The sequence below is a fragment of the Arthrobacter sp. ISL-72 genome (assembly GCF_018613755.1).
In the GTDB taxonomy this organism is placed as follows: Bacteria; Actinomycetota; Actinomycetes; order Actinomycetales; family Micrococcaceae; genus Arthrobacter.
Genome location: NZ_JAGGPP010000004.1, coordinates 87,501 through 104,357 on the forward strand (window position 1 = coordinate 87,501; position 16,857 = coordinate 104,357).

At 66.4% G+C, this 16,857-nt stretch carries 17 protein-coding genes; 5 read left to right on the forward strand and 12 right to left on the reverse strand.

The features are described from left to right. Positions 1-12: 12 nt before the first annotated feature. The 7 genes from J7I92_RS03385 to J7I92_RS03415 all read right to left on the reverse strand — a co-directional run bounded on the left by J7I92_RS03385 (position 13) and on the right by J7I92_RS03415 (position 7,557). On the reverse strand, positions 13-1,233 hold the full coding sequence (locus tag J7I92_RS03385; protein ID WP_214837347.1) for a pyridoxal phosphate-dependent aminotransferase: 1,221 nt from the start codon (positions 1,231-1,233) through the stop codon (positions 13-15). 185 nt (positions 1,234-1,418) lie between these two features. Further along, entirely contained in the window at positions 1,419-2,375 is a 957-nt protein-coding gene (locus J7I92_RS03390; protein ID WP_214837349.1) for an ABC transporter substrate-binding protein, read from the reverse strand. Next, positions 2,372-3,118 (reverse strand): ABC transporter permease, encoded by a 747-nt coding sequence (locus J7I92_RS03395; protein ID WP_214837351.1) that lies wholly within the window; start codon positions 3,116-3,118, stop codon positions 2,372-2,374. Before J7I92_RS03395 ends, J7I92_RS03390 begins: the two co-directional genes overlap by 4 nt. Further along, positions 3,115-3,825, reverse strand: coding sequence for an ABC transporter permease (locus J7I92_RS03400; RefSeq protein ID WP_214837353.1), 711 nt, complete (start codon positions 3,823-3,825; stop codon positions 3,115-3,117). The genes J7I92_RS03395 and J7I92_RS03400 overlap by 4 nt, the downstream gene beginning before the upstream one ends. After that, on the reverse strand, positions 3,825-4,925 hold the full coding sequence (locus J7I92_RS03405; RefSeq protein WP_285290056.1) for an ABC transporter ATP-binding protein: 1,101 nt from the start codon (positions 4,923-4,925) through the stop codon (positions 3,825-3,827). The genes J7I92_RS03400 and J7I92_RS03405 overlap by 1 nt, the downstream gene beginning before the upstream one ends. 245 nt (positions 4,926-5,170) lie before the next feature. Continuing rightward, on the reverse strand, positions 5,171-6,289 hold the full coding sequence (gene rsgA / locus J7I92_RS03410) for a ribosome small subunit-dependent GTPase A (RefSeq protein ID WP_214837356.1): 1,119 nt from the start codon (positions 6,287-6,289) through the stop codon (positions 5,171-5,173). Positions 6,290-6,633: 344 nt separating this feature from the next. Continuing rightward, positions 6,634-7,557: a BadF/BadG/BcrA/BcrD ATPase family protein gene (locus J7I92_RS03415; RefSeq protein WP_214838149.1), complete on the reverse strand. Its 924-nt coding sequence runs from the start codon at positions 7,555-7,557 to the stop codon at positions 6,634-6,636. Positions 7,558-7,638: 81 nt separating this feature from the next. Between J7I92_RS03415 and J7I92_RS03420 the strand changes: the two genes are divergently transcribed. After that, a complete protein-coding gene (locus J7I92_RS03420) occupies positions 7,639-8,676 on the forward strand; it encodes a nitronate monooxygenase (protein ID WP_214837359.1) in 1,038 nt (345 codons plus the stop codon). Here the strand turns inward: J7I92_RS03420 and J7I92_RS03425 are convergent. Further along, complete coding sequence (locus tag J7I92_RS03425; protein WP_214837362.1) at positions 8,665-9,648, reverse strand: LysR family transcriptional regulator; 984 nt, start codon at positions 9,646-9,648, stop codon at positions 8,665-8,667. The two genes, J7I92_RS03420 and J7I92_RS03425, sit on opposite strands and share 12 nt — an antisense overlap. Before the next feature lie 97 nt (positions 9,649-9,745). On the opposite strand from J7I92_RS03425, the gene J7I92_RS03430 reads away from it, so the two are divergent. Next, a complete protein-coding gene (locus tag J7I92_RS03430) occupies positions 9,746-10,990 on the forward strand; it encodes an MFS transporter (protein ID WP_214838152.1) in 1,245 nt (414 codons plus the stop codon). Here J7I92_RS03430 and J7I92_RS03435 read toward each other — a convergent pair. Next, positions 10,987-12,150: a PLP-dependent aspartate aminotransferase family protein gene (locus tag J7I92_RS03435; RefSeq protein ID WP_214837364.1), complete on the reverse strand. Its 1,164-nt coding sequence runs from the start codon at positions 12,148-12,150 to the stop codon at positions 10,987-10,989. The genes J7I92_RS03430 and J7I92_RS03435 overlap by 4 nt on opposite strands. Positions 12,151-12,283: 133 nt before the next feature. Here J7I92_RS03435 and J7I92_RS03440 point away from each other — a divergent pair, with 133 nt between their 5' ends. Further along, positions 12,284-12,787 (forward strand): Lrp/AsnC family transcriptional regulator, encoded by a 504-nt coding sequence (locus J7I92_RS03440; protein ID WP_214837367.1) that lies wholly within the window; start codon positions 12,284-12,286, stop codon positions 12,785-12,787. A gap of 22 nt (positions 12,788-12,809) precedes the next feature. On the opposite strand, the gene J7I92_RS03445 is transcribed toward J7I92_RS03440, so the two are convergent. The 3 genes from J7I92_RS03445 to J7I92_RS03455 form a co-directional block, all read right to left on the reverse strand. Continuing rightward, positions 12,810-13,049, reverse strand: coding sequence for a 2-nitropropane dioxygenase (locus J7I92_RS03445; RefSeq protein WP_214837370.1), 240 nt, complete (start codon positions 13,047-13,049; stop codon positions 12,810-12,812). Further along, a complete protein-coding gene (locus J7I92_RS03450) occupies positions 13,046-13,795 on the reverse strand; it encodes a helix-turn-helix domain-containing protein (RefSeq protein ID WP_251039407.1) in 750 nt (249 codons plus the stop codon). Before J7I92_RS03450 ends, J7I92_RS03445 begins: the two co-directional genes overlap by 4 nt. A 124-nt stretch (positions 13,796-13,919) precedes the next feature. Further along, entirely contained in the window at positions 13,920-15,161 is a 1,242-nt protein-coding gene (locus tag J7I92_RS03455) for an MFS transporter (protein WP_214837373.1), read from the reverse strand. A gap of 176 nt (positions 15,162-15,337) precedes the next feature. Between J7I92_RS03455 and J7I92_RS03460 the strand changes: the two genes are divergently transcribed. Together J7I92_RS03460 and corA are read left to right on the forward strand one after the other, a co-directional pair. Beyond that, a complete protein-coding gene (locus J7I92_RS03460) occupies positions 15,338-15,835 on the forward strand; it encodes an Lrp/AsnC family transcriptional regulator (RefSeq protein WP_214837376.1) in 498 nt (165 codons plus the stop codon). Between the two features lie 15 nt (positions 15,836-15,850). Continuing rightward, complete coding sequence (gene corA, locus J7I92_RS03465) at positions 15,851-16,846, forward strand: magnesium/cobalt transporter CorA (RefSeq protein ID WP_214837379.1); 996 nt, start codon at positions 15,851-15,853, stop codon at positions 16,844-16,846. Positions 16,847-16,857 lie beyond the last annotated feature (11 nt).

Sequence of the window (16,857 nt, forward strand, 5' to 3'; positions counted from 1 at the left end):
CGTCAGCTCAGGCTAGTTCCCCTGGTACCGGCTCAGGAAGTCCCCCATACGACCAATTGCTTCTTCAATGTCCTTGACGTTGGGCAGCGTGACCATCCGGAAGTGATCCGGCCGCACCCAGTTGAAGGCGCGTCCATGGGAAACAAGGATCTTCTGCTCTCGAAGGAGGTCCAGGACGAATTTTTCGTCGTCGCGGATGTGGTAGACCTCGGGATCCAGTTTGGGGAACAGATACAGTGCTCCCCTGGCCTGCTGCGTGCTCACGCCGGGGATGGCATTCAGCATGTCGTAGGCCTTGTTCCGCTGTTCCAGCAGGCGGCCGCCGGGCAGGATCAGGTCGTTGATGCTCTGGTATCCGCCCAGCGCCGTCTGGATCGCATGCTGGGCCGGCACGTTGGCGCACAAGCGCATGTTGGCAAGCAGGCTGATGCCTTCAAGGTAGTCGGCGGCGTCCTTCTTGGGACCCGAAATGGCCATCCAGCCGGCCCGGTAGCCGCACACCCGGTAGGCCTTGGACAGACCGCTGAACGTCAGGCACAGCACGTCGTCGCCCGTGAGGCCGGCGAGGTTCACGTGGACGGCGTCCTCGTACAGGATCTTCTCGTAGATTTCGTCTGCGAAAAGCACCAGCCCGTGCCTTTCGGCGAGGGCCACGATCTTCCTGAGGGTCTCTTCCGGATACACGGCACCGGTGGGGTTGTTCGGGTTGATCACCACGATTCCCTTGGTCCGCGGCGTGATCTTGGATTCCAGGTCCTCCAGGTCGGGCTGCCAGCCGGACTCCTCGTCGCAGAGGTAGTGTACCGGCCGGCCGCTCGCGAGGGCCACGGAAGCAGTCCACAGCGGATAGTCCGGCGTGGGAATGAGGACCTCGTCGCCGTCGTCGAGGAGCGCCATGAGGGACATGGTGATGAGTTCGCTGACGCCATTGCCGAGGTAGATGTCGTCCACATGAATGTTCTGGATCCCGCGGGTCTGGTAGTACTGCGAGACGGCAGTCCGGGCCGAGAAAATGCCGCGGGAGTCACTGTAGCCCTGGGCATGCGGCAGGTGGCGGATCATGTCCACCAGGATGGCGTCCGGCGCTTCAAAACCAAACGGGGCCGGGTTTCCGATGTTCAGTTTGAGGATGCGGTGACCCTCTGCCTCCATCTGCTGGGCGGCCTGAAGAATCGGTCCACGGATGTCGTAGAGGACATTATGAAGCTTGGTGGACTGCTTGAATTCTGCCATCCATCAAATATGCCATATGGAGGATGTACTTCCGCTGAGACTTGACTCACAGCCCGGGCGAGCCGCCGGACGCCCGGACTCAATCATGTGGACACGACGACGGCGCCTGCCGGACCCCGTGGGGTCCGGCAGGCGCCGTCGTGCGTTATTGCCTGTTTGGCCGCTTCGGCTACTTACCGTCGGCGCTACTTAACCAGGCCCTTGTCCTTGAGCCAGGCCGCTGCCGCGTCCTTCGGGTTCTCCTTTTGGGTGCCGCTGACTGCGCGGTTGAGGTTGATCAGGTCTTCCGTGGTGAGGATTTTGGACACGGAGTTAAGTGTTTCCTTCGCCTTGTCCGTCACCTTGGCGGTGTTGTACAGCGGCAGGACCTGCTGGGCAATGAAGTTGTCCTTGGGGTCCTCCAGAACCACCAGGTCATTGTCCGCGATGGCTGGCGTGGTGGTGTAGATGTCGGCCACCTGGACCTTGTCCTCGAGCAGCGCCTTGAGGGTGATGGGCCCGCCGCCGTCGCTGAACGGTTCCAGCTTCTTGGGCTCGCAGCCGTAGTTCTTCTTCAAGCCGGGCAGGCCGTAGGCGCGTTCCGCGAAGGTGGCCGGTGCTCCCACCACCAGTTCGCTGCATACCTTGGCGAGGTCTTCAATCGACTTGAGCTGGTACTTTTCCGCGGTCGCCTTGGTCACCACCATGGCGTCCTTGTCCTCGGCCTTTGAGGGATCCAGCACGGCCAGCCCCTCAGGCAGTTTGTCCGGAAGGGCCTTGTAGATGTCCTCCGCCGAAACCTCGGTGGCTTCCTTGTCCACGTGCAGCAGGAGGTTGCCGCTGTAGTCCGGGATGACGTCCACCGAGCCGTCCTGGACAGCTTTGAAGTACACCTCGCGCGAGCCAATGTTGGGCTTGGTGCTGGCGGTCAGGCCCGCGCCGTTAAGGGCACCCGCATAGATCTCGGCCAGGATCTGGCTTTCGGGGAAGTCGGCGGATCCGATCACCAGCGCGGAGCCTGATGCCGAACCGCTTGTGGGGGGCGCGCTTTCCAGCGGATTCGAACCGCCACCGCATGCGGACAGAGCCAGGGCCAGTCCGACGCCGGCGGCGAGCCCGCCGAAAGCGCGGCGGCCCAGGATACTAGGGTTGGTTTCCTTCATGACGTACCTCCTTGAACAACAGGCTCCGCGGACACGGGGTCTGTGAGATCAACCGGTGCCTGCTGGCTCCGGCCTGGCGTGGCAGGGACTCCCCCGGACAGGAAGAGCCGCTGGAAAACTGCGAGCAGCAAATCGACCGCGATGGCCAGGGCCGCTATCAGCAGCGAACCGCCCAGCATCTGCGGAAAATCAGACAGCACCAGGCCGTCGAAGAGGTACCGGCCCAGGCCGCCGAGGTTGATGTAGGCCACCACTGACACCGTGGCAATCACCTGGAGCACCCCGGTCCGGAATCCGCCGAACATCACGGTCAGCGCATTGGGAAACTCCGCCCGGAACAGCACCTGCAGTTCGGTCATGCCCATCGCCCGGGCGGCGTCCACAACATTCCGGTCCACACTGGCAATCCCGGCATAGGTGCCTGCCAACAGGGGAGGCACCGTGAGAATCACAAGGGCCCAGATGGGAGGCATCAGTCCGATGCCGGCCAGGAGGACGAAGAGGGTCAGCAGGCCAAGGGTGGGCAGGGCCCGCAGCGCTCCGGCCAACGCGACGACCGCCACGCGGCCGCGGCCGGTGTGGCCGACGTAGAGACCGACGGGGACGGCTATGGCGCCGGCGATCAGCATCACCAGGCCCGTGTATTGGAGGTGTTCGGCCAGCCGCACCGGAATTCCCGCGCTTCCGGTCCAGTGCAGCGGGTCGCCGAGCCAGTCAAAGGTGTCCGAGAAGACGTTGCTCATGCGGAGGCGCCTCCTGTCCGCACATCGGACAGCCGCTCGGCAGCCTCGGGGAGCCCGGCCTTGTCCTTCGTCGGCACTGCCCTGATCCACGGGGTCAGCAGCCGTTCCAGCAGCACCAGCACCGCATCCATCAGGAGGGCGAGCACCAGGATGGCGATGATGCCCACCAGCACTTCGGTGATGAAACCGCGCTGCAGGCCGGAGGTGAAGAGCATCCCGAGGTTCCCGATGCCCAGCAGGGCGGCCACGCTCACCAGTGAAATGTTGCTGACGGACACCACCCTCAGTCCGGCGAACAGCACAGGAAGTGACAGGGGCAGATCGATCTGGAGGAAACGCGCGCCGGGTTTGAACCCCATGGCAACGGCGGCCTGGCGGAGATCGTCATCCACGGAGTCGAACGCGTCGAGGGCGGCCCTTACCAGCAGGGCCACAGCGTAAATCGTGAGGGCAACAATCACGTTGACGGGGTCCAGCACCCTTGTTCCCAGGATGGACGGGAGGATGATGAACAAGGCAAGGGACGGGATCGTGTAGAGCAGGGACGTTGCCGTAACCACCACCGATCGCAGGGTCCTGTTGCGCCGGGCGAACTGGGCCAGCGGAACCGAGAGCAGCAAACCAAAGACCATTGGCAGGATGGCCAGCGTCAGATGCTGGCCTGCCAGCTCGAACACCCGCCCGCTGTTGGCGAGGAACCATTCCATCAGAGGGCTTCCTGCCGGACCAGCCGTGCCGACTCGATGACGGCAAGCACCTCATCGGCCTTGAGGACGCCGGTGAGCCTGCCGTCCGAGTCAACGGCGACGCCCAGCCCTGAGGGCGAGGAAAGGGCTGCGTCCAGGGCCCGCCGCAGGGACTCTCCCTGGCGGAAAAGCGAGCCGCCAGGAATGAGCACGGAGCCGGCACCCGGGCTGGTCCAGCCCAGCGGGCGGGAGTCCGCGTCCACCACGAGCAGCCATTCGTCCCCCGCGAAACCAGCCGCCGCGGAGCCGAGTTCGCTGTGACCGACCGTCGGGACGTCATGGAGGATAACGGCGTCGGACGGGCTGAACGCGAGGTGACGGAACCCCCGGTCCTTGCCGACGAAGGATGCCACAAAGTTGTTGGCGGGGGCACGCAGGATTTCTTCCGGCGTCGCGTACTGCGCCAGTTTGCCGCCGGTGGCGAAGACGGCCACCTTGTCCCCCAGCACAGTGGCTTCGTCGATGTCGTGGGTGACGAACACAATGGTCTTCGCCAGGTCCCGCTGTAGGCGCAGGAGCTCCTGCTGGAGTTCGTCGCGCACCACGGGGTCCACGGCACTGAAGGGTTCGTCCATCAGCAGTACGGGTGGGTCAGCCGCGAGCGCCCGCGCCACGCCGACGCGCTGTTGCTGGCCTCCGGACAGCTGGGAGGGGTACCGCCTGCCGAGCACCGAAGCCAGCCCGACAACATCAAGGAGTTCCTCGGCCCGTTTGCGCGCCTCCGCCTTGGGGACGCCCTTGAGCCGCGGGACGGTGGCGATGTTGTCCAGCACGGAGCGGTGCGGCATCAGCCCGGATGACTGCATGACGTAGCCCATGGACCGGCGCAGCTGCGCCGCCGGAACGGAGGTGACGTCCTTCCCGTCCACCGTGATGGTGCCCGAGGTGGGCTCCACCATGCGGTTGATCATCCGCAGGGAGGTGGTCTTTCCGCAGCCGGACGGGCCCACGAAAACCGTGATGGAGCCTTTGTCGATGGACATGGTGAGGTTGTCCACGGCCGGCTGCCCGCTCTGGTATCGCTTGGTGACGCTCAGGAATTCAATCATGGCTTCAGCCATTTCCGGGCTTACCTAACTGTTGGCGGCAACATCGGACGGACAAGCCACAAAATCATAAGCTCGCTGATTTTCGGCTGTAAAGAAAGTAATACACAGCGTAGCCAGCGGTCCGGACAAAGTCAGCGGTGCCGCGGCTACCGTAAGCATTCGGTGACCTACGCGTTTGGGATGGGTGGCAGCCGCGCTGCCACCCATCCGCTGCCGCCGAACGTGCCACCGCCCCGTCAGCGCCTGCAGGCCGCGCATCAGCTCCGTTTGCGTTTGCCCCGCTTTCCGTCCCTGCCGCTGCGTTCAACAGCCTGCTCCTGGCTGTAGCGTTCGGCAGCCCGCTGGCTCTTGCCGGCCACCACCACCTTCTGGTGCCACTCCCGCTGGTATGCGCGCCGGGCCGCTGCGTCGTGCCTCCGGTTGAGCGCCGCGAGCTCCCGTTGGAGCTTGAGGTAGCTCTCCCACCGGCGCGTTTCCAGGGTCCCGCCGGCCAGCGCCGCCTTGACGGCGCAGCCGGGTTCGCGTTCGTGGGCGCAGTCGGCGAAGCGGCACTGACCGAAGAGCCCTTCGAGGTCGCCGAACATCTCCCCCATGCCGTCGTCCGCGTCGAAGAGCCCGAAGCCGCGCACGCCCGGGGTATCCATGAGCACCGCTCCGCCGGGCAGCGGGACGAGCTCTCGGGACGTCGTGGTGTGCCTGCCTTTGCCGTCCCCGGCCCGGACCGTCCCGACCTCCTGCGCGTGATGCCCCGCAAGGGCATTGATCAGCGTGGACTTCCCCGCACCGGACGGACCCAGCAAAACCAGTGTCCCTCCGGCGGGAAGGTGTCCGAGCAGTTCGTCAAGGCCATCGCCTTGCTCCGCCGAAGTGGTAACCACAGCCACGCCGGCGGCCTGCAGGATGACCTTTCCGACGACGTCGTCCGCGATGCCGGCAAGATCCGCTTTGGTGATGATCACCAGCGGTGTGGCCCCGGAATCCCACGCGGCCACCAGCGTCCGCTCCAGCCGATTGTGGGTGAGCGGGCGGTCCACGGGGACCACCACGCCCACCACGTCAACGTTGGCACCAAGGACCTGGGCATCCGAGGATGCTTCAAAGGCCCGCTTGCGGCTTAGCTCCGAATGCCGGGGCAGCACTCCGACGACGGCGCGCTCTCCCGCGGTATTGGCACCGAGCCATACCCAGTCTCCGGTGGCCGGTGCTTCCCCGCGGGCAGGGTACGGAAGGTGCCAGAGCGCGTCCGTACCGGCAACCAAAACCCTGTTCCGGTCGACCCGGACCACCCGGCCCGGGCTCTCCCCGTTGGGGACGGGGTGTTCGTCAAACAGTTTTGCCGTCGCGGCCGTATAGCCGAACCGGACCGGACCGGCCATCGCAGGCGGCCTGTGGGTAGCTGTTGAACTATCTGCGGTCAGCACGTGACCTGATGTTGTTTTCAATGGAGAACCTCTGCTGAGGCCCCGGGTGCACGGAGTCCGATGCCGAATTCAGGACACGTAGGTCACTCGGCGGGAACGCCGGAAGGCGCGGTCAGGACGTGCGTTCGGCCGGGGCAGGAATAATGACATTGCTGGCGCTCATGGCGCGCACAAATATTGCAGTCATCGTCTCCACCTCCCCCGCTTCAATGTCCGGGCCTTCAAAGCCGGACCGTAACGCTTCGCCCGGCACTTCCGCCGGCGGCTTCTCAAGGGTAAGCCGACCGGCCCCGCCTTGGCTAGGGCTGCTCCTGCTCAGCCACCAGCTGCAGGACGCCGAAGACCGGATCCTGGTCCAGGACCCGGACATCCGTGACGGCCTCAGCGGCAAGGCTGCGCTTGAAGGACTCCTGCAGCCTCACCACGTTCATGCCCAGGCCGCTGCCCAGGATCACCGGGCCCTGGATGCCCAGTTTCCGCAAAGACTGTGCGGCCAGTCCGGCGAGGTCCCTGCCTGCCTGCTCGACAAGGGCCTGGCTGGGAGCGTGGCCGGCGTCGGCAGCCTCCACCACGAGCCTGGCCTGCTGCGCCCAGTAGCGGCGCCCCGTTTCCGGCGAATGGAAGAGTGCTATCAGCTTGTTGGGGTCATCGATGTTGCAGGAGCGCAGCAAAGCCGTGGTCAGTTCGTCCGGTGCAAGGCCCTGGTTCATGCGGCGGAGGCTGTGCCGGACAGCTTCCCGCCCCAGCCAGTAGCCGCTGCCCTCGTCCCCCAGCAGATACCCCCAGCCGCCGGCCCGCGCTTCCTCGCCCTGCCCGTTCCGGCCCCAGGCTGCCGAGCCGGTGCCTGCGATGACCGCTACCCCCGTGCTTGCCCCGCCGGCCGCCAGCAGCAGCCGCGAATCGTGGACCACCGTGATTTTGGCGCCCGGGGCATGCGGGGCGATCAGGGCTTCGAGCGCGGCTGCGTCTCCCTCCGTGTCGATTCCTCCCGCCCCGGCGTAGACCTGTGCCACCGCTCCTCCGCCTATCCTGGCGAACAGCTCGGCCAGGTTAAGCGCCGCTTCCTCGCGGCTGACGTTCTGTACATTTGAACTGCCCACGCTTTCGTCGGCCACTACGTGGCCGTCTTCGAAGCGGACGCCGCGCGTCTTGGTGCCGCCAATATCCAGGCCGATCACGGTGCCGGAAGCGGCGGCGGAAGTCGCGGCAGGGGCCCCGCCGATGGATGGAACAGAATCCGCCGCCGGCAGGTTGTCAGAATTAGTCACCAGAACAGACTACTGAGTCACTACGGGGAGCAGGGCATGACGCGCGCCATTTTCGGTACAAGGATCATCGCGGCGCCCATGGCAGGAGGCACGTCCACGCCCCGGTTCGTCCAGGCGGTGCACCGCGCCGGCGGCCTGGGCTTCCTCGCCGCGGGCTACAAGACCGTTGAAGCCATGGAAGCCGACATCCGCGAGGTCCGGTCCGCCGGTGCGCGGTTCGGCATGAACCTCTTCGTCCCCGACCCGGACCAGCTCAATCCGCCGGCCGCACTACGGGAACAACTGGAGGACTACCGGCGGAGCCTTGAGCCCGACGCCCGGCGGTATGGCGCGGAAATTCCGGCACTGCGGTTCGACGACGATGACGCATGGCAGGCCAAGGTCGATGCCCTGCTGGCGGACCCGGTGGAAATTGTCAGCTTCACCTTCGGACTCCCGGAGCAGGCCCAAGTCCGCGCCTTTAAGCGTGCCGGCACCACGGTCATTGCCACCATCACCACCACGGCCGAGGCCATGCTGGCAGTGGAACGGGGAGCGGACGTCCTCGCAGTCCAGCACGGCAGTGCAGGGGGCCACAGCGCGGCTTTCCTTGCCGCGGGAAACCCCGCAGGCTTCCGTGCCCCGCTCACGACGGCGGAATTGCTCGCCGCCGTGCGGACCGTCGTCGGGGTTCCCCTCGTGGCGGCCGGCGGGATCATGGATTCAGCCGGCCTCGACTCGGTGCTGGATGCCGGCGCAGCGGCTGCCCAGCTGGGCACCGCGTTCCTCCGCAGCGACGAAAGCAGCGCCCGGACGCTCCACAAGGACGCCCTCGCCAGCGAGCGCTTCACGGAAACCCGCCTGACCCGCGCCTTCACCGGGAGGCAGGCACGGGCCCTGGTCAACTCCTTCGTCAAGGACCATGAGGACGCACCCGAGGGGTACCCGGCGGTTCACCACCTCACAGCTCCGATCCGCGCCGCGGCCGCCGCTGCGGGCGATCCGGAGAGGCTGAATCTTTGGGCGGGAACCGGATACCGGCAGGCACAGGCCGCTCCGGTCGCCGAAATCATGGCCGGGCTGTCAGCCTTCTGAACGGGCCCGGATGAGTTCCGCCAGCAACGCAGGCCCTTCGGCCAGGACAAGTTCCCGGAACAACCCCACCTGGTCCGGTTCGGCCTCGTGGCCGCCCCGCCGTTCACGCCAGGCCAGGCCGATTTCACGGAAAGCCAGTGCCGATTCCAGCGGCATTTCCACCCAGCCAAGATTGCCGGCACGCGGTGCCAACGTGCTGCCGGATGCCAGCCCGCCGGGCGGGAGGATGCTGACGCCCAGCCCGGCGGACACGAGGCCGCGCGCGGTATGGGTGTCCTGGCTTTCGAAGGCAATCCGGGGGCGGACACCCGCCTCCCGGAACAGCGCGTCCGTCAGCGAGCGCATGCCGTAGCCCGGCCCCATCGCCACGAACGGATCCTGCCTGATGTCCGCGACCCGTGCCCCCTTCCGGCCGGCCAGCGGATGTTCATGGTGCACCACCAGGCGCAGCGGTTCCCGGTACAGGGCGGCTGAACCGATGCCGCGGCCCGCGGGCGCGACCGGCGCCGTCAGGGCAAAATCAGCGGTTCCCGCGGCGAGCTCGGCCAGGCAGCCGTCCCGGGCACCCTGGCTGAGGTCAAAGGCGGTCTGCGGGTGCCGGCGGCGGAACGCGTTGATCAGAAGCGGCAGCGTCGCTTCGCCGAAAGTGTGCTGGAAGGACACCGCAATCCTGCCCCGCACCACCTCGGACTCGTGCCGCACCAGGTCCAGCCCGGTCCGGAATTCGTTGAGGGCGGCGTCGATGTAGGGCAGCAGCGCCTTGGCCGCCGCCGTCAGCCGCACTCCCCTGCCGTCGCGGATCAGCAGCTCCGTGCCCACCACCGCGCTGGCACGGGCAAGCGCCCGGCTGACGGTGGACTGCGGCATGCCCAGCATTTCCGCGGTCTCCGTCACGTGCTGCGTCCGCCCTAGTTCGGACAGCACGGGAAGCAACGGCAGCAGCTGCGCCAGTTGTTTGTGCTCGATGTCCATCGGAGGCTCCCTGCCTTTGATCCGCTGCAGGCATCTATTCTATGTAAATCATGCATTGGAAGCATTCCTTTCTGCGATCTACGCTGGATTCATGTCCATGCCTTCAGCGCTGAATACGTCACAGCCCCAGCCCTGGAACGGCCATCCGAAAGGCTCGGCCGAGTATGGACGGCTGCTGGCGGGCCTGGCTTTTGCCGGGGTTGCAACCTTCGCGCAGCTCTATTCCACACAGGCGGTGCTGCCGATCATGGCCGCGGACCTGCGGGTCTCCGCGGCCGAAGCAGCCCTCACCATCTCGCTGGCGACGGTGGGACTGGCCCTGACGGTCATCCCGTGGTCTTTCCTGGCCGACAGGATCGGCCGGGTCCGGGCCATGACCCTGGGCATCTCCGCCGCGACGGTGCTGGGCCTGCTGGCGCCGCTGGCTGCCACTTTTCCCGTGCTCCTTGGCCTCAGGCTTCTCGAGGGCATGGCGCTCGGCGGGATCCCGGCCATCGCCATTGCCTACCTCAACGAGGAGGTACACAAAGCCCACGCCGCCCAGGCAGCGGGCAGCTACGTGGCAGGCACCACGCTTGGCGGCCTGGCCGGAAGGCTGGTTGCCGGTCCCGTGGGCGAGCTGTGGGGCTGGCGGGCCGCAACATTGGCCGTCTCGGTCCTGGCCGCCGCGGCTGCCGTCCTGTTCCTGGTCCTGGTGCCGAAGGCCCGCGGGTTTACTCCCGCCCGGGCCAGCGGATTCCGCGGCGCCGCGAGGACGCTGGCGGGCCACCTGCGCAATCCCCGCCTCCTGGCCCTCTATGTGCAGGCTTTCCTGCTCATGGGCGGCTTCGTGGCCGTGTACAACTATCTGGGCTTCCGCTTGTCCGGGGACCCCTTCGGGCTTCCCGCCACCGTAATCAGCCTCATCTTCGTGGCCTACCTGTCCGGGACGGTGACCTCCCGCCTGGCCGGAGGCCTCACGCTGAGGTTCGGCCGGCGGACCGTCCTGCTGGCCGGCATCCTGCTGATGGTCCTCGGCCTGGCGCTGACACTGACGCACTTGCTGGTGCTGATCCTGGCCGGCCTGCTGGTGTTCACCGGTGGATTCTTTGCAGCGCACAGCATCGGTGCGGGCTGGACCGGAGGAATCGCCACCACTGCCCGGGCCCAGGCCGCCTCACTGTACAACCTCGCTTACTACCTGGGCTCGAGCGCCATCGGGTGGGCCGGCGGCCTGGTCTTCCAGTCGTTCGGCTGGACGGCGCTGGCCCTGACGGTGATCGGGCTGGGATGCACGACGGCGGTGATCACCGCCGTCGTGCATCCCAAAGGTGGTGCCGGTCACAAGGAACCGGGCCGCTAGCGCGTTCCCTCGATTGCCTGCAGCAGGTCCGCCACAATGTCCGCGGCATCCTCCAGCCCCACGGATAGCCTCAGCAGCCTTGCATGGGGCTTTGCCTCCGTGGCAACGGGCCGGTGCGTCAGCCCCGCGGGATGCTGGATGAGGGTATCGATGCCGCCAAGGGAAACTGCGTGGGTGACCGTCCTGACCGCCGCCGGGACTCTCTCGGCGTGCTCCGCGCTGGACAGTTCAAAGGCCAGCAGTGAACCGGGGCCGTGCATCTGCGTGCCTACCAGGCCCAGCGGATCGCACTCCTGGAGCCCCGGGTAGTGGACCGCTTTCACCAGGCCATGTCCGGCCAGGGCGGCGGCCACCTTGTGGGCGGTTGCCTGCTGCGCCCGGACGCGTACCGGAAGTGTGGCCAGCCCGCGGTGGAGCAGATAGGCCGGCCAGGGGGTCAGGATCCCACCGGTCACGGCACGGATCCGGCGGAGCCGGGTGGTCCATTCCGGCGAACCCGCCACTACCCCGCCCATGGCATCCCCGTGGCCGCCAAGGAACTTGGTGGCACTGTGCAGCACCAGCGTGGCGCCGTGCCGCAGCGGCTGCTGCAGCACGGGGCTGGCGAACGTGTTGTCCACGAGGAGCGGGACCCCGTCGGCGTCGGCGGCAAGTTGCGCGATGTCAACGAGCTCGAGACTGGGGTTGGCCGGCGTTTCCACCATCACCAGCCCGGTTTCCGGCCGCAGCGCGGAGCGGACACCGGCCGCCGTCGTGAACGTCACCTCGGTGCCCAGAACGCCCGAGGCGAGGAGGTGGTCGCTGCCGCCGTACAGCGGACGGACTGCCACCACATGCCGCTTCCCGGCCTGCACGGCCGCGAGCAGGACGGCCGAGAGCGCAGCCATGCCCGTGGCGAAGGCCACCGCTTCCGGGGCGCCCTCCAAGACAGCCACGCCCTGCTCAAAACGGGCAACGGTGGGATTCCACAACCGCTGATAGACGGTGCTCTGGCCTTCCAGATGCACCCCGCCGGTGGCCATCTGTTCGTAGGCCTGGCCGCCGTCATGCACTGACGGAAGCGGCGCAGTGGTGGAAAGGTCGATCGGCACGGCGTGGACGCCTTGTTCGGTCAGGCCGTTCCGGCCTGCATGGACTGCCAGGGTATCGAGGGAAAGCACGGGACTCCTTTGAAATTATTCGCCATTGAATCCGGCAAGTATCTGGCAATAATTCGGAGATTCACAGTGCGCATGAATGGAATGACCGGAAAGTGCGGGATATGATGAACCAATAACACTTTGAGGAGGACCTGTGAGCAGCGGTGCGAAGAATATTCGGCTCGGCGCGGGAACTGAACCGCTGGATGCCATCGATGAGCGGCTACTGGCCGCGCTCGTCGAAGACGCCCGGATTTCAAACAAGCAGCTGGCCGAGCTCGTGGGGATTGCCCCGTCCACGGCATTGATGCGCACGCGGGCACTGTCCGAACGCGGCATCATCCAGGGTTTCGAGGCGAAACTGAGCCTTTCCGCCATCGGCCGTTCCGTCCAGGCCCTCATCGCCGTCAGGCTCCGCGCCCATGACCGCGAGCAAATCGACAGGTTTACGTCCCGGGTGCCCAGGCTGCCGGCGGTGCTCTCGACCTTCCACACCTCCGGCTCGGTGGACTATCTGCTGCACATTGCCGTGGCGACCACCGAGGACCTGCGCGACTGGGTCCTGGACAACCTGGCAACCGACCCCGTCGTGGGCCACACCGAGACCACGCTGGTGTTCGAGCACATCAAGGGAAACCACGGGCCGCTGCCTGACTGAGCTTCACTGCGACGGCGGGCGCCTAACGCCAAACATGGAGCCCTGAATGCGCGGCGCCCATCAGGTCGCCCCGCAGGACGCCCAACTGCTCCCGGCGGAGCATTGCGGCGCGTTCGCGTTCCGCCCGGTCGGAGTGAATGACGCGCCGGCCTTCGGCCCAGTGGACCAGTGCCGCGCCCAGCCCGGCCGCAGCCGACTCGAGGACCGTTGGCCGGCGGTAGCGGCCGCCTGCAGCTGAACCGGCGGCGGAGACTGTGGTCATGGCTCTTTCCTTTCAGGACTTGACGGCTGTGCGGCGCGTGGCGCGCGGTTCCGGCTACCCGCTGAGGCGGGAACACCGAGGATGGGGAAGGCATTGAGGTGAATCTGCACCGGGCGGGCGCCTTCCTGCTCGCCTTCGCTCCTGATGTCCTCCAGCAGGCGGTGGCCGTAAGCCTCCAGCGCGCTGGTGTACCTTGCCAGCTGATCCGCGGTGAGCCGGGCGTTGGCCGTGCTGATCAGGGCCGCATGGAGCCACTCGGCTTCAAGGCTTTCGCTGCCGTGCGCCATGAAATCCGCCAGGACGGCTTGCCTGCTGTGTTCGAACTCGCGGGTGACCAGCCGCGAAGCTTCCTCCGTCGCCGGGGACGTTGCCAGCTCCGGGGACGTGATCTGGATGGCGCCGCGGGGACGTTCCCACCACCGCTCCCGTGCCGTGCCCTTGCCTTCCACCTCCCGGACAAAGTCGTGCTTGGCCAGCTGGCGAAGATGGTAGCTCGTGGAACCGCTGGACTCGTTCAGCAGCTCACCCAGGCTGCAGGCCGTCTGGGCCCCGTAGCGGGACAGCATCTCGAGGATCTGCACCCGCAGCGGGTGTGCGAGCGCCTTGAGCGACCCGGTGTCCACCTGCCGGACGGGAAAAGCTGGCTCCTGGCCCGACGGCGCACCCTGAGCGGAAGCTGCCAGGGCCTCAGCTGAGCCATCCCTTGGCAATGCTGCTGGTGAGGTTGTCTCAGACGGGTTCTTCATGCCCTAAAACTACGCTTACAAAGAAACCTTTGCAATAGTTTCTTTGCAACTATTTGTTTGCAACGGAGTCTTTGCAATCGCGGGAGGCTTCGGCGCGGCTTCGCCCCCTTGGACCACGCGGCCGCTAGGCCGGCCGGCGGGCAGCGGCCGTGAGGGTGGCGCCTGCCAGGACGAACGCCAGGAGCGCGCACAGCACCACGAATCCGGCGACCGCAGCCTGTAATCCGAACGCCGCCGTCGCAAGTCCCAGGCCGACCACCGGAAGAGCACTTCCAAGGTAGGTGATCACGTACACCGTGCTGATGATCTGCGCATGTCTCGAGGCTTCAACCTTGGCCGCCACCTCGTTGAAGACGGTCCGGAACGACACGCCCTGGCCGACCCCTGCCGCCACGCTTGCCGCAATGAGCAGCCACGGGCTGCTCCAGGCGGCGGCCGCGGCAATCAGGAGCACGGACACACCGAGCACGGCCAAGCCGGCCGGCACCACGAACCTGCCGCGGACTGCCAGCAGCTGGCTGGCGGCCGACGCGCCGAGAGTCAGCCCTGCCAGCACGCCGATGAGCGGGCGGGAGTCGGCGTCGACGATCTGAGCGAAATAGCCCGGTGCCAGTGAGAGGCAGAAGCCGAAGACGGTGAAGCTCAGGAACCCGACGGCGGACGCCAGCCAGAAGGCGCCCCGGGCTTCACTCGAAACGGACGGGCGTCGGGGTGCCAGCACCTTGAGCGGCTGCCGGCCGGCAGCTGACTGGATGGCCGGCCGCGCCTTCAGCAGGTACAGCGGAACCAGCATGGCGATGAGGACCAGCGAGTGAAGGTAGTACGGGGTGGTTGTGGGTCCCGGCAGGAGGGACAGCAGGCCGCCGATGGCCGGACCGGCGGCGACTCCCCCGGCGGATGCCAGCAAGGTGAAGCGTGAAGCCCAGTCGGGGCGGGCAGGCAGCAACTCGCGCAGGGCAGCGGAACTGGCGCCGGTGGCCAGAGCTACGGCGACGCCCTGGAGCGCGCGGCCGGCGGACAGCATCGCGAGGCTGTCCGCGTTGGCGAAGACCAGGCCGCCGGCCAGTCCGACGACGACGGCAAGCAGCAGCGCCGCGCGGCGGCCGATATGGTCGGACCAGTGCCCGGCAAGCATCAGGGTGGACACAAGCGCCAGGACGTAGGCGGAAAAGGCAACGGTGATTCCGAAGGACCCGATGCCAAGATTCGCCTGGAGCAGCGGGTACAGCGGTGTTGCGAGGTTCGCGCCGACGAGGAGCGTGAATATCACAACGCCCGCCATCACCAGCCGGGCCGTGGTGGAAGCGTCCCATGCCCAGCCACCGGCGGTGGCCGGGCGCATTCGGAGTTCGCTGAAGACAGTCATGTGCGTGCCTTTGCCTGCAGTGCCGCCGCGCACGTTCCTTGTGGGTGCGAACGCGGCCGGACGAAAGAAATTGGTAGCTACAGAATGGGTCACTGATGCCCGGGAGGAGCGAAATTCGTGCCAAAATTGATCAAAACAATCAATCCTGAACCGTAATCCTGAACCGAAGTGATGATTTGAACACCCTGGACACCACGGACCTGAAAATCCTGCTGGAACTGATCCGCGATCCGCGCGTCCAGATCGGCGAACTCAGCGACGCCCTCGGCATAGCCCGCAATACCGCGCAGTCGCGGATCCGCCGGATGCTGCGTTCCGGTCTGCTCCACGACGGCGGACGGGAGATTGACCTCGAAGCGGTGGGGTACGACGTCGTCGCTTTCGTAACGATAGAAGTCAGCCACCGGGAGCTCGACGGAGTGGTGGGCGCCTTGCGCCTGATCCCCCAGGTCCTGGAGGTCCACGAGATCTCGGGACGGGGCGATGTGTGGTGCCGCGTGGTGGCAACAGACACCCACAACCTGCAGGCAGCGCTGCGCTCCATCCTGAGGATCAAGGGCGTGATCCGCACGGAGACGGTACTGGCGCTGCACACGCATATCCCCTACCGGACCGAGCCGCTCATCAGCAGGCTCGCCCAAAGCCAGGCGCAGACGGCGGCACGTCCCAAGTGACTGGGATAATGACGCGTGACCATCATCGACAACGCCGTGTATGTGAACGGCCACCGAACGGCCGAACCGCACAGTCTTGAGCAGACCTTTGAGACCCTGGCGGACCGCGGAGGCATGGCCTGGATCGGGCTGTACCGGCCCACCGAGGCTGAAATGTCTGCCGTGGCCCTGGAGTTCGGCCTGCACCGGCTGGCAGTGGAGGATGCGATCTCGGCACACCAGCGCCCCAAGATGGAACGCTACGACGACGTCCTCTTCACCGTGCTCCGCCCGGCCCGGTACCTCGATGAAACGGAAACAGTCGAGTTCGGCGAACTGCACATCTTTACGGGCAAGAACTTCGTGGTCACGGTGCGCCATGCCGAGACAGCCGGCGTGGCCAAAGTACGGGAACGGCTGGAGGGCCGCCCCGAGCTCCTGAGCCATGGTCCGGAAGCCGTGCTCTATGCGCTGATGGACCGGGTGGTGGACGACTACGTGCCCGTCGTTGCCGGACTGGAAAACGACATCGACGAGATCGAGGACCAGCTGTTCAGCGGGGATTCGGCTGTCTCCCGAAGGATCTACGAACTGGCCCGCGAAGTGATCCAGTTCCAGCGCGCCATCCACCCGCTGCCGGGCATGATGCAGCTTCTGAAGCGCGGCTTCGGCAAATACGAGGTGGACACTGACCTGCAGCACCACCTCCGAGACGTCGAGGACCATGTGGAGCGGCTGATCTCCCGTGCCGATTCCTTCCGGGACATCCTCCAGAACGCCCTCACGCTGGACGGCACCCTGACCGCGAACCGGCAGAACGAGGCGAGCGCGGAGCAGAACGAGCAGGTCAAGAAGATCTCGTCGTGGGCCGCGATCTTTTTTGCGCCGTCCTTCGTGGCCGGGGTCTACGGCATGAATTTCGACCATATCCCCGAACTGCACTGGACACTCGGATACCCCCTGTCCATCGCCCTGATGGCCGCGACTGCCGGCCTGATGTACACAATCTTCAAGCGGAAGGGCTGGCTCTAGGAGCCGCCCGG

Coding starts and splice junctions, on each gene's coding strand:
- J7I92_RS03385 (WP_214837347.1), bottom strand. CDS start 1,233: ATGGCAGAATTCAAGCAGTCCACCAAGCTTCATAATGTCCTCTACGAC.
- J7I92_RS03390 (WP_214837349.1), bottom strand. CDS start 2,375: ATGAAGGAAACCAACCCTAGTATCCTGGGCCGCCGCGCTTTCGGCGGG.
- J7I92_RS03395 (WP_214837351.1), bottom strand. CDS start 3,118: ATGAGCAACGTCTTCTCGGACACCTTTGACTGGCTCGGCGACCCGCTG.
- J7I92_RS03400 (WP_214837353.1), bottom strand. CDS start 3,825: ATGGAATGGTTCCTCGCCAACAGCGGGCGGGTGTTCGAGCTGGCAGGC.
- J7I92_RS03405 (WP_285290056.1), bottom strand. CDS start 4,925: ATGGCTGAAGCCATGATTGAATTCCTGAGCGTCACCAAGCGATACCAG.
- rsgA (WP_214837356.1), bottom strand. CDS start 6,289: ATGGCCGGTCCGGTCCGGTTCGGCTATACGGCCGCGACGGCAAAACTG.
- J7I92_RS03420 (WP_214837359.1), top strand. CDS start 7,639: ATGACGCGCGCCATTTTCGGTACAAGGATCATCGCGGCGCCCATGGCA.
- J7I92_RS03425 (WP_214837362.1), bottom strand. CDS start 9,648: ATGGACATCGAGCACAAACAACTGGCGCAGCTGCTGCCGTTGCTTCCC.
- J7I92_RS03430 (WP_214838152.1), top strand. CDS start 9,746: ATGCCTTCAGCGCTGAATACGTCACAGCCCCAGCCCTGGAACGGCCAT.
- J7I92_RS03445 (WP_214837370.1), bottom strand. CDS start 13,049: ATGACCACAGTCTCCGCCGCCGGTTCAGCTGCAGGCGGCCGCTACCGC.
- J7I92_RS03450 (WP_251039407.1), bottom strand. CDS start 13,795: ATGAAGAACCCGTCTGAGACAACCTCACCAGCAGCATTGCCAAGGGAT.
- J7I92_RS03455 (WP_214837373.1), bottom strand. CDS start 15,161: ATGACTGTCTTCAGCGAACTCCGAATGCGCCCGGCCACCGCCGGTGGC.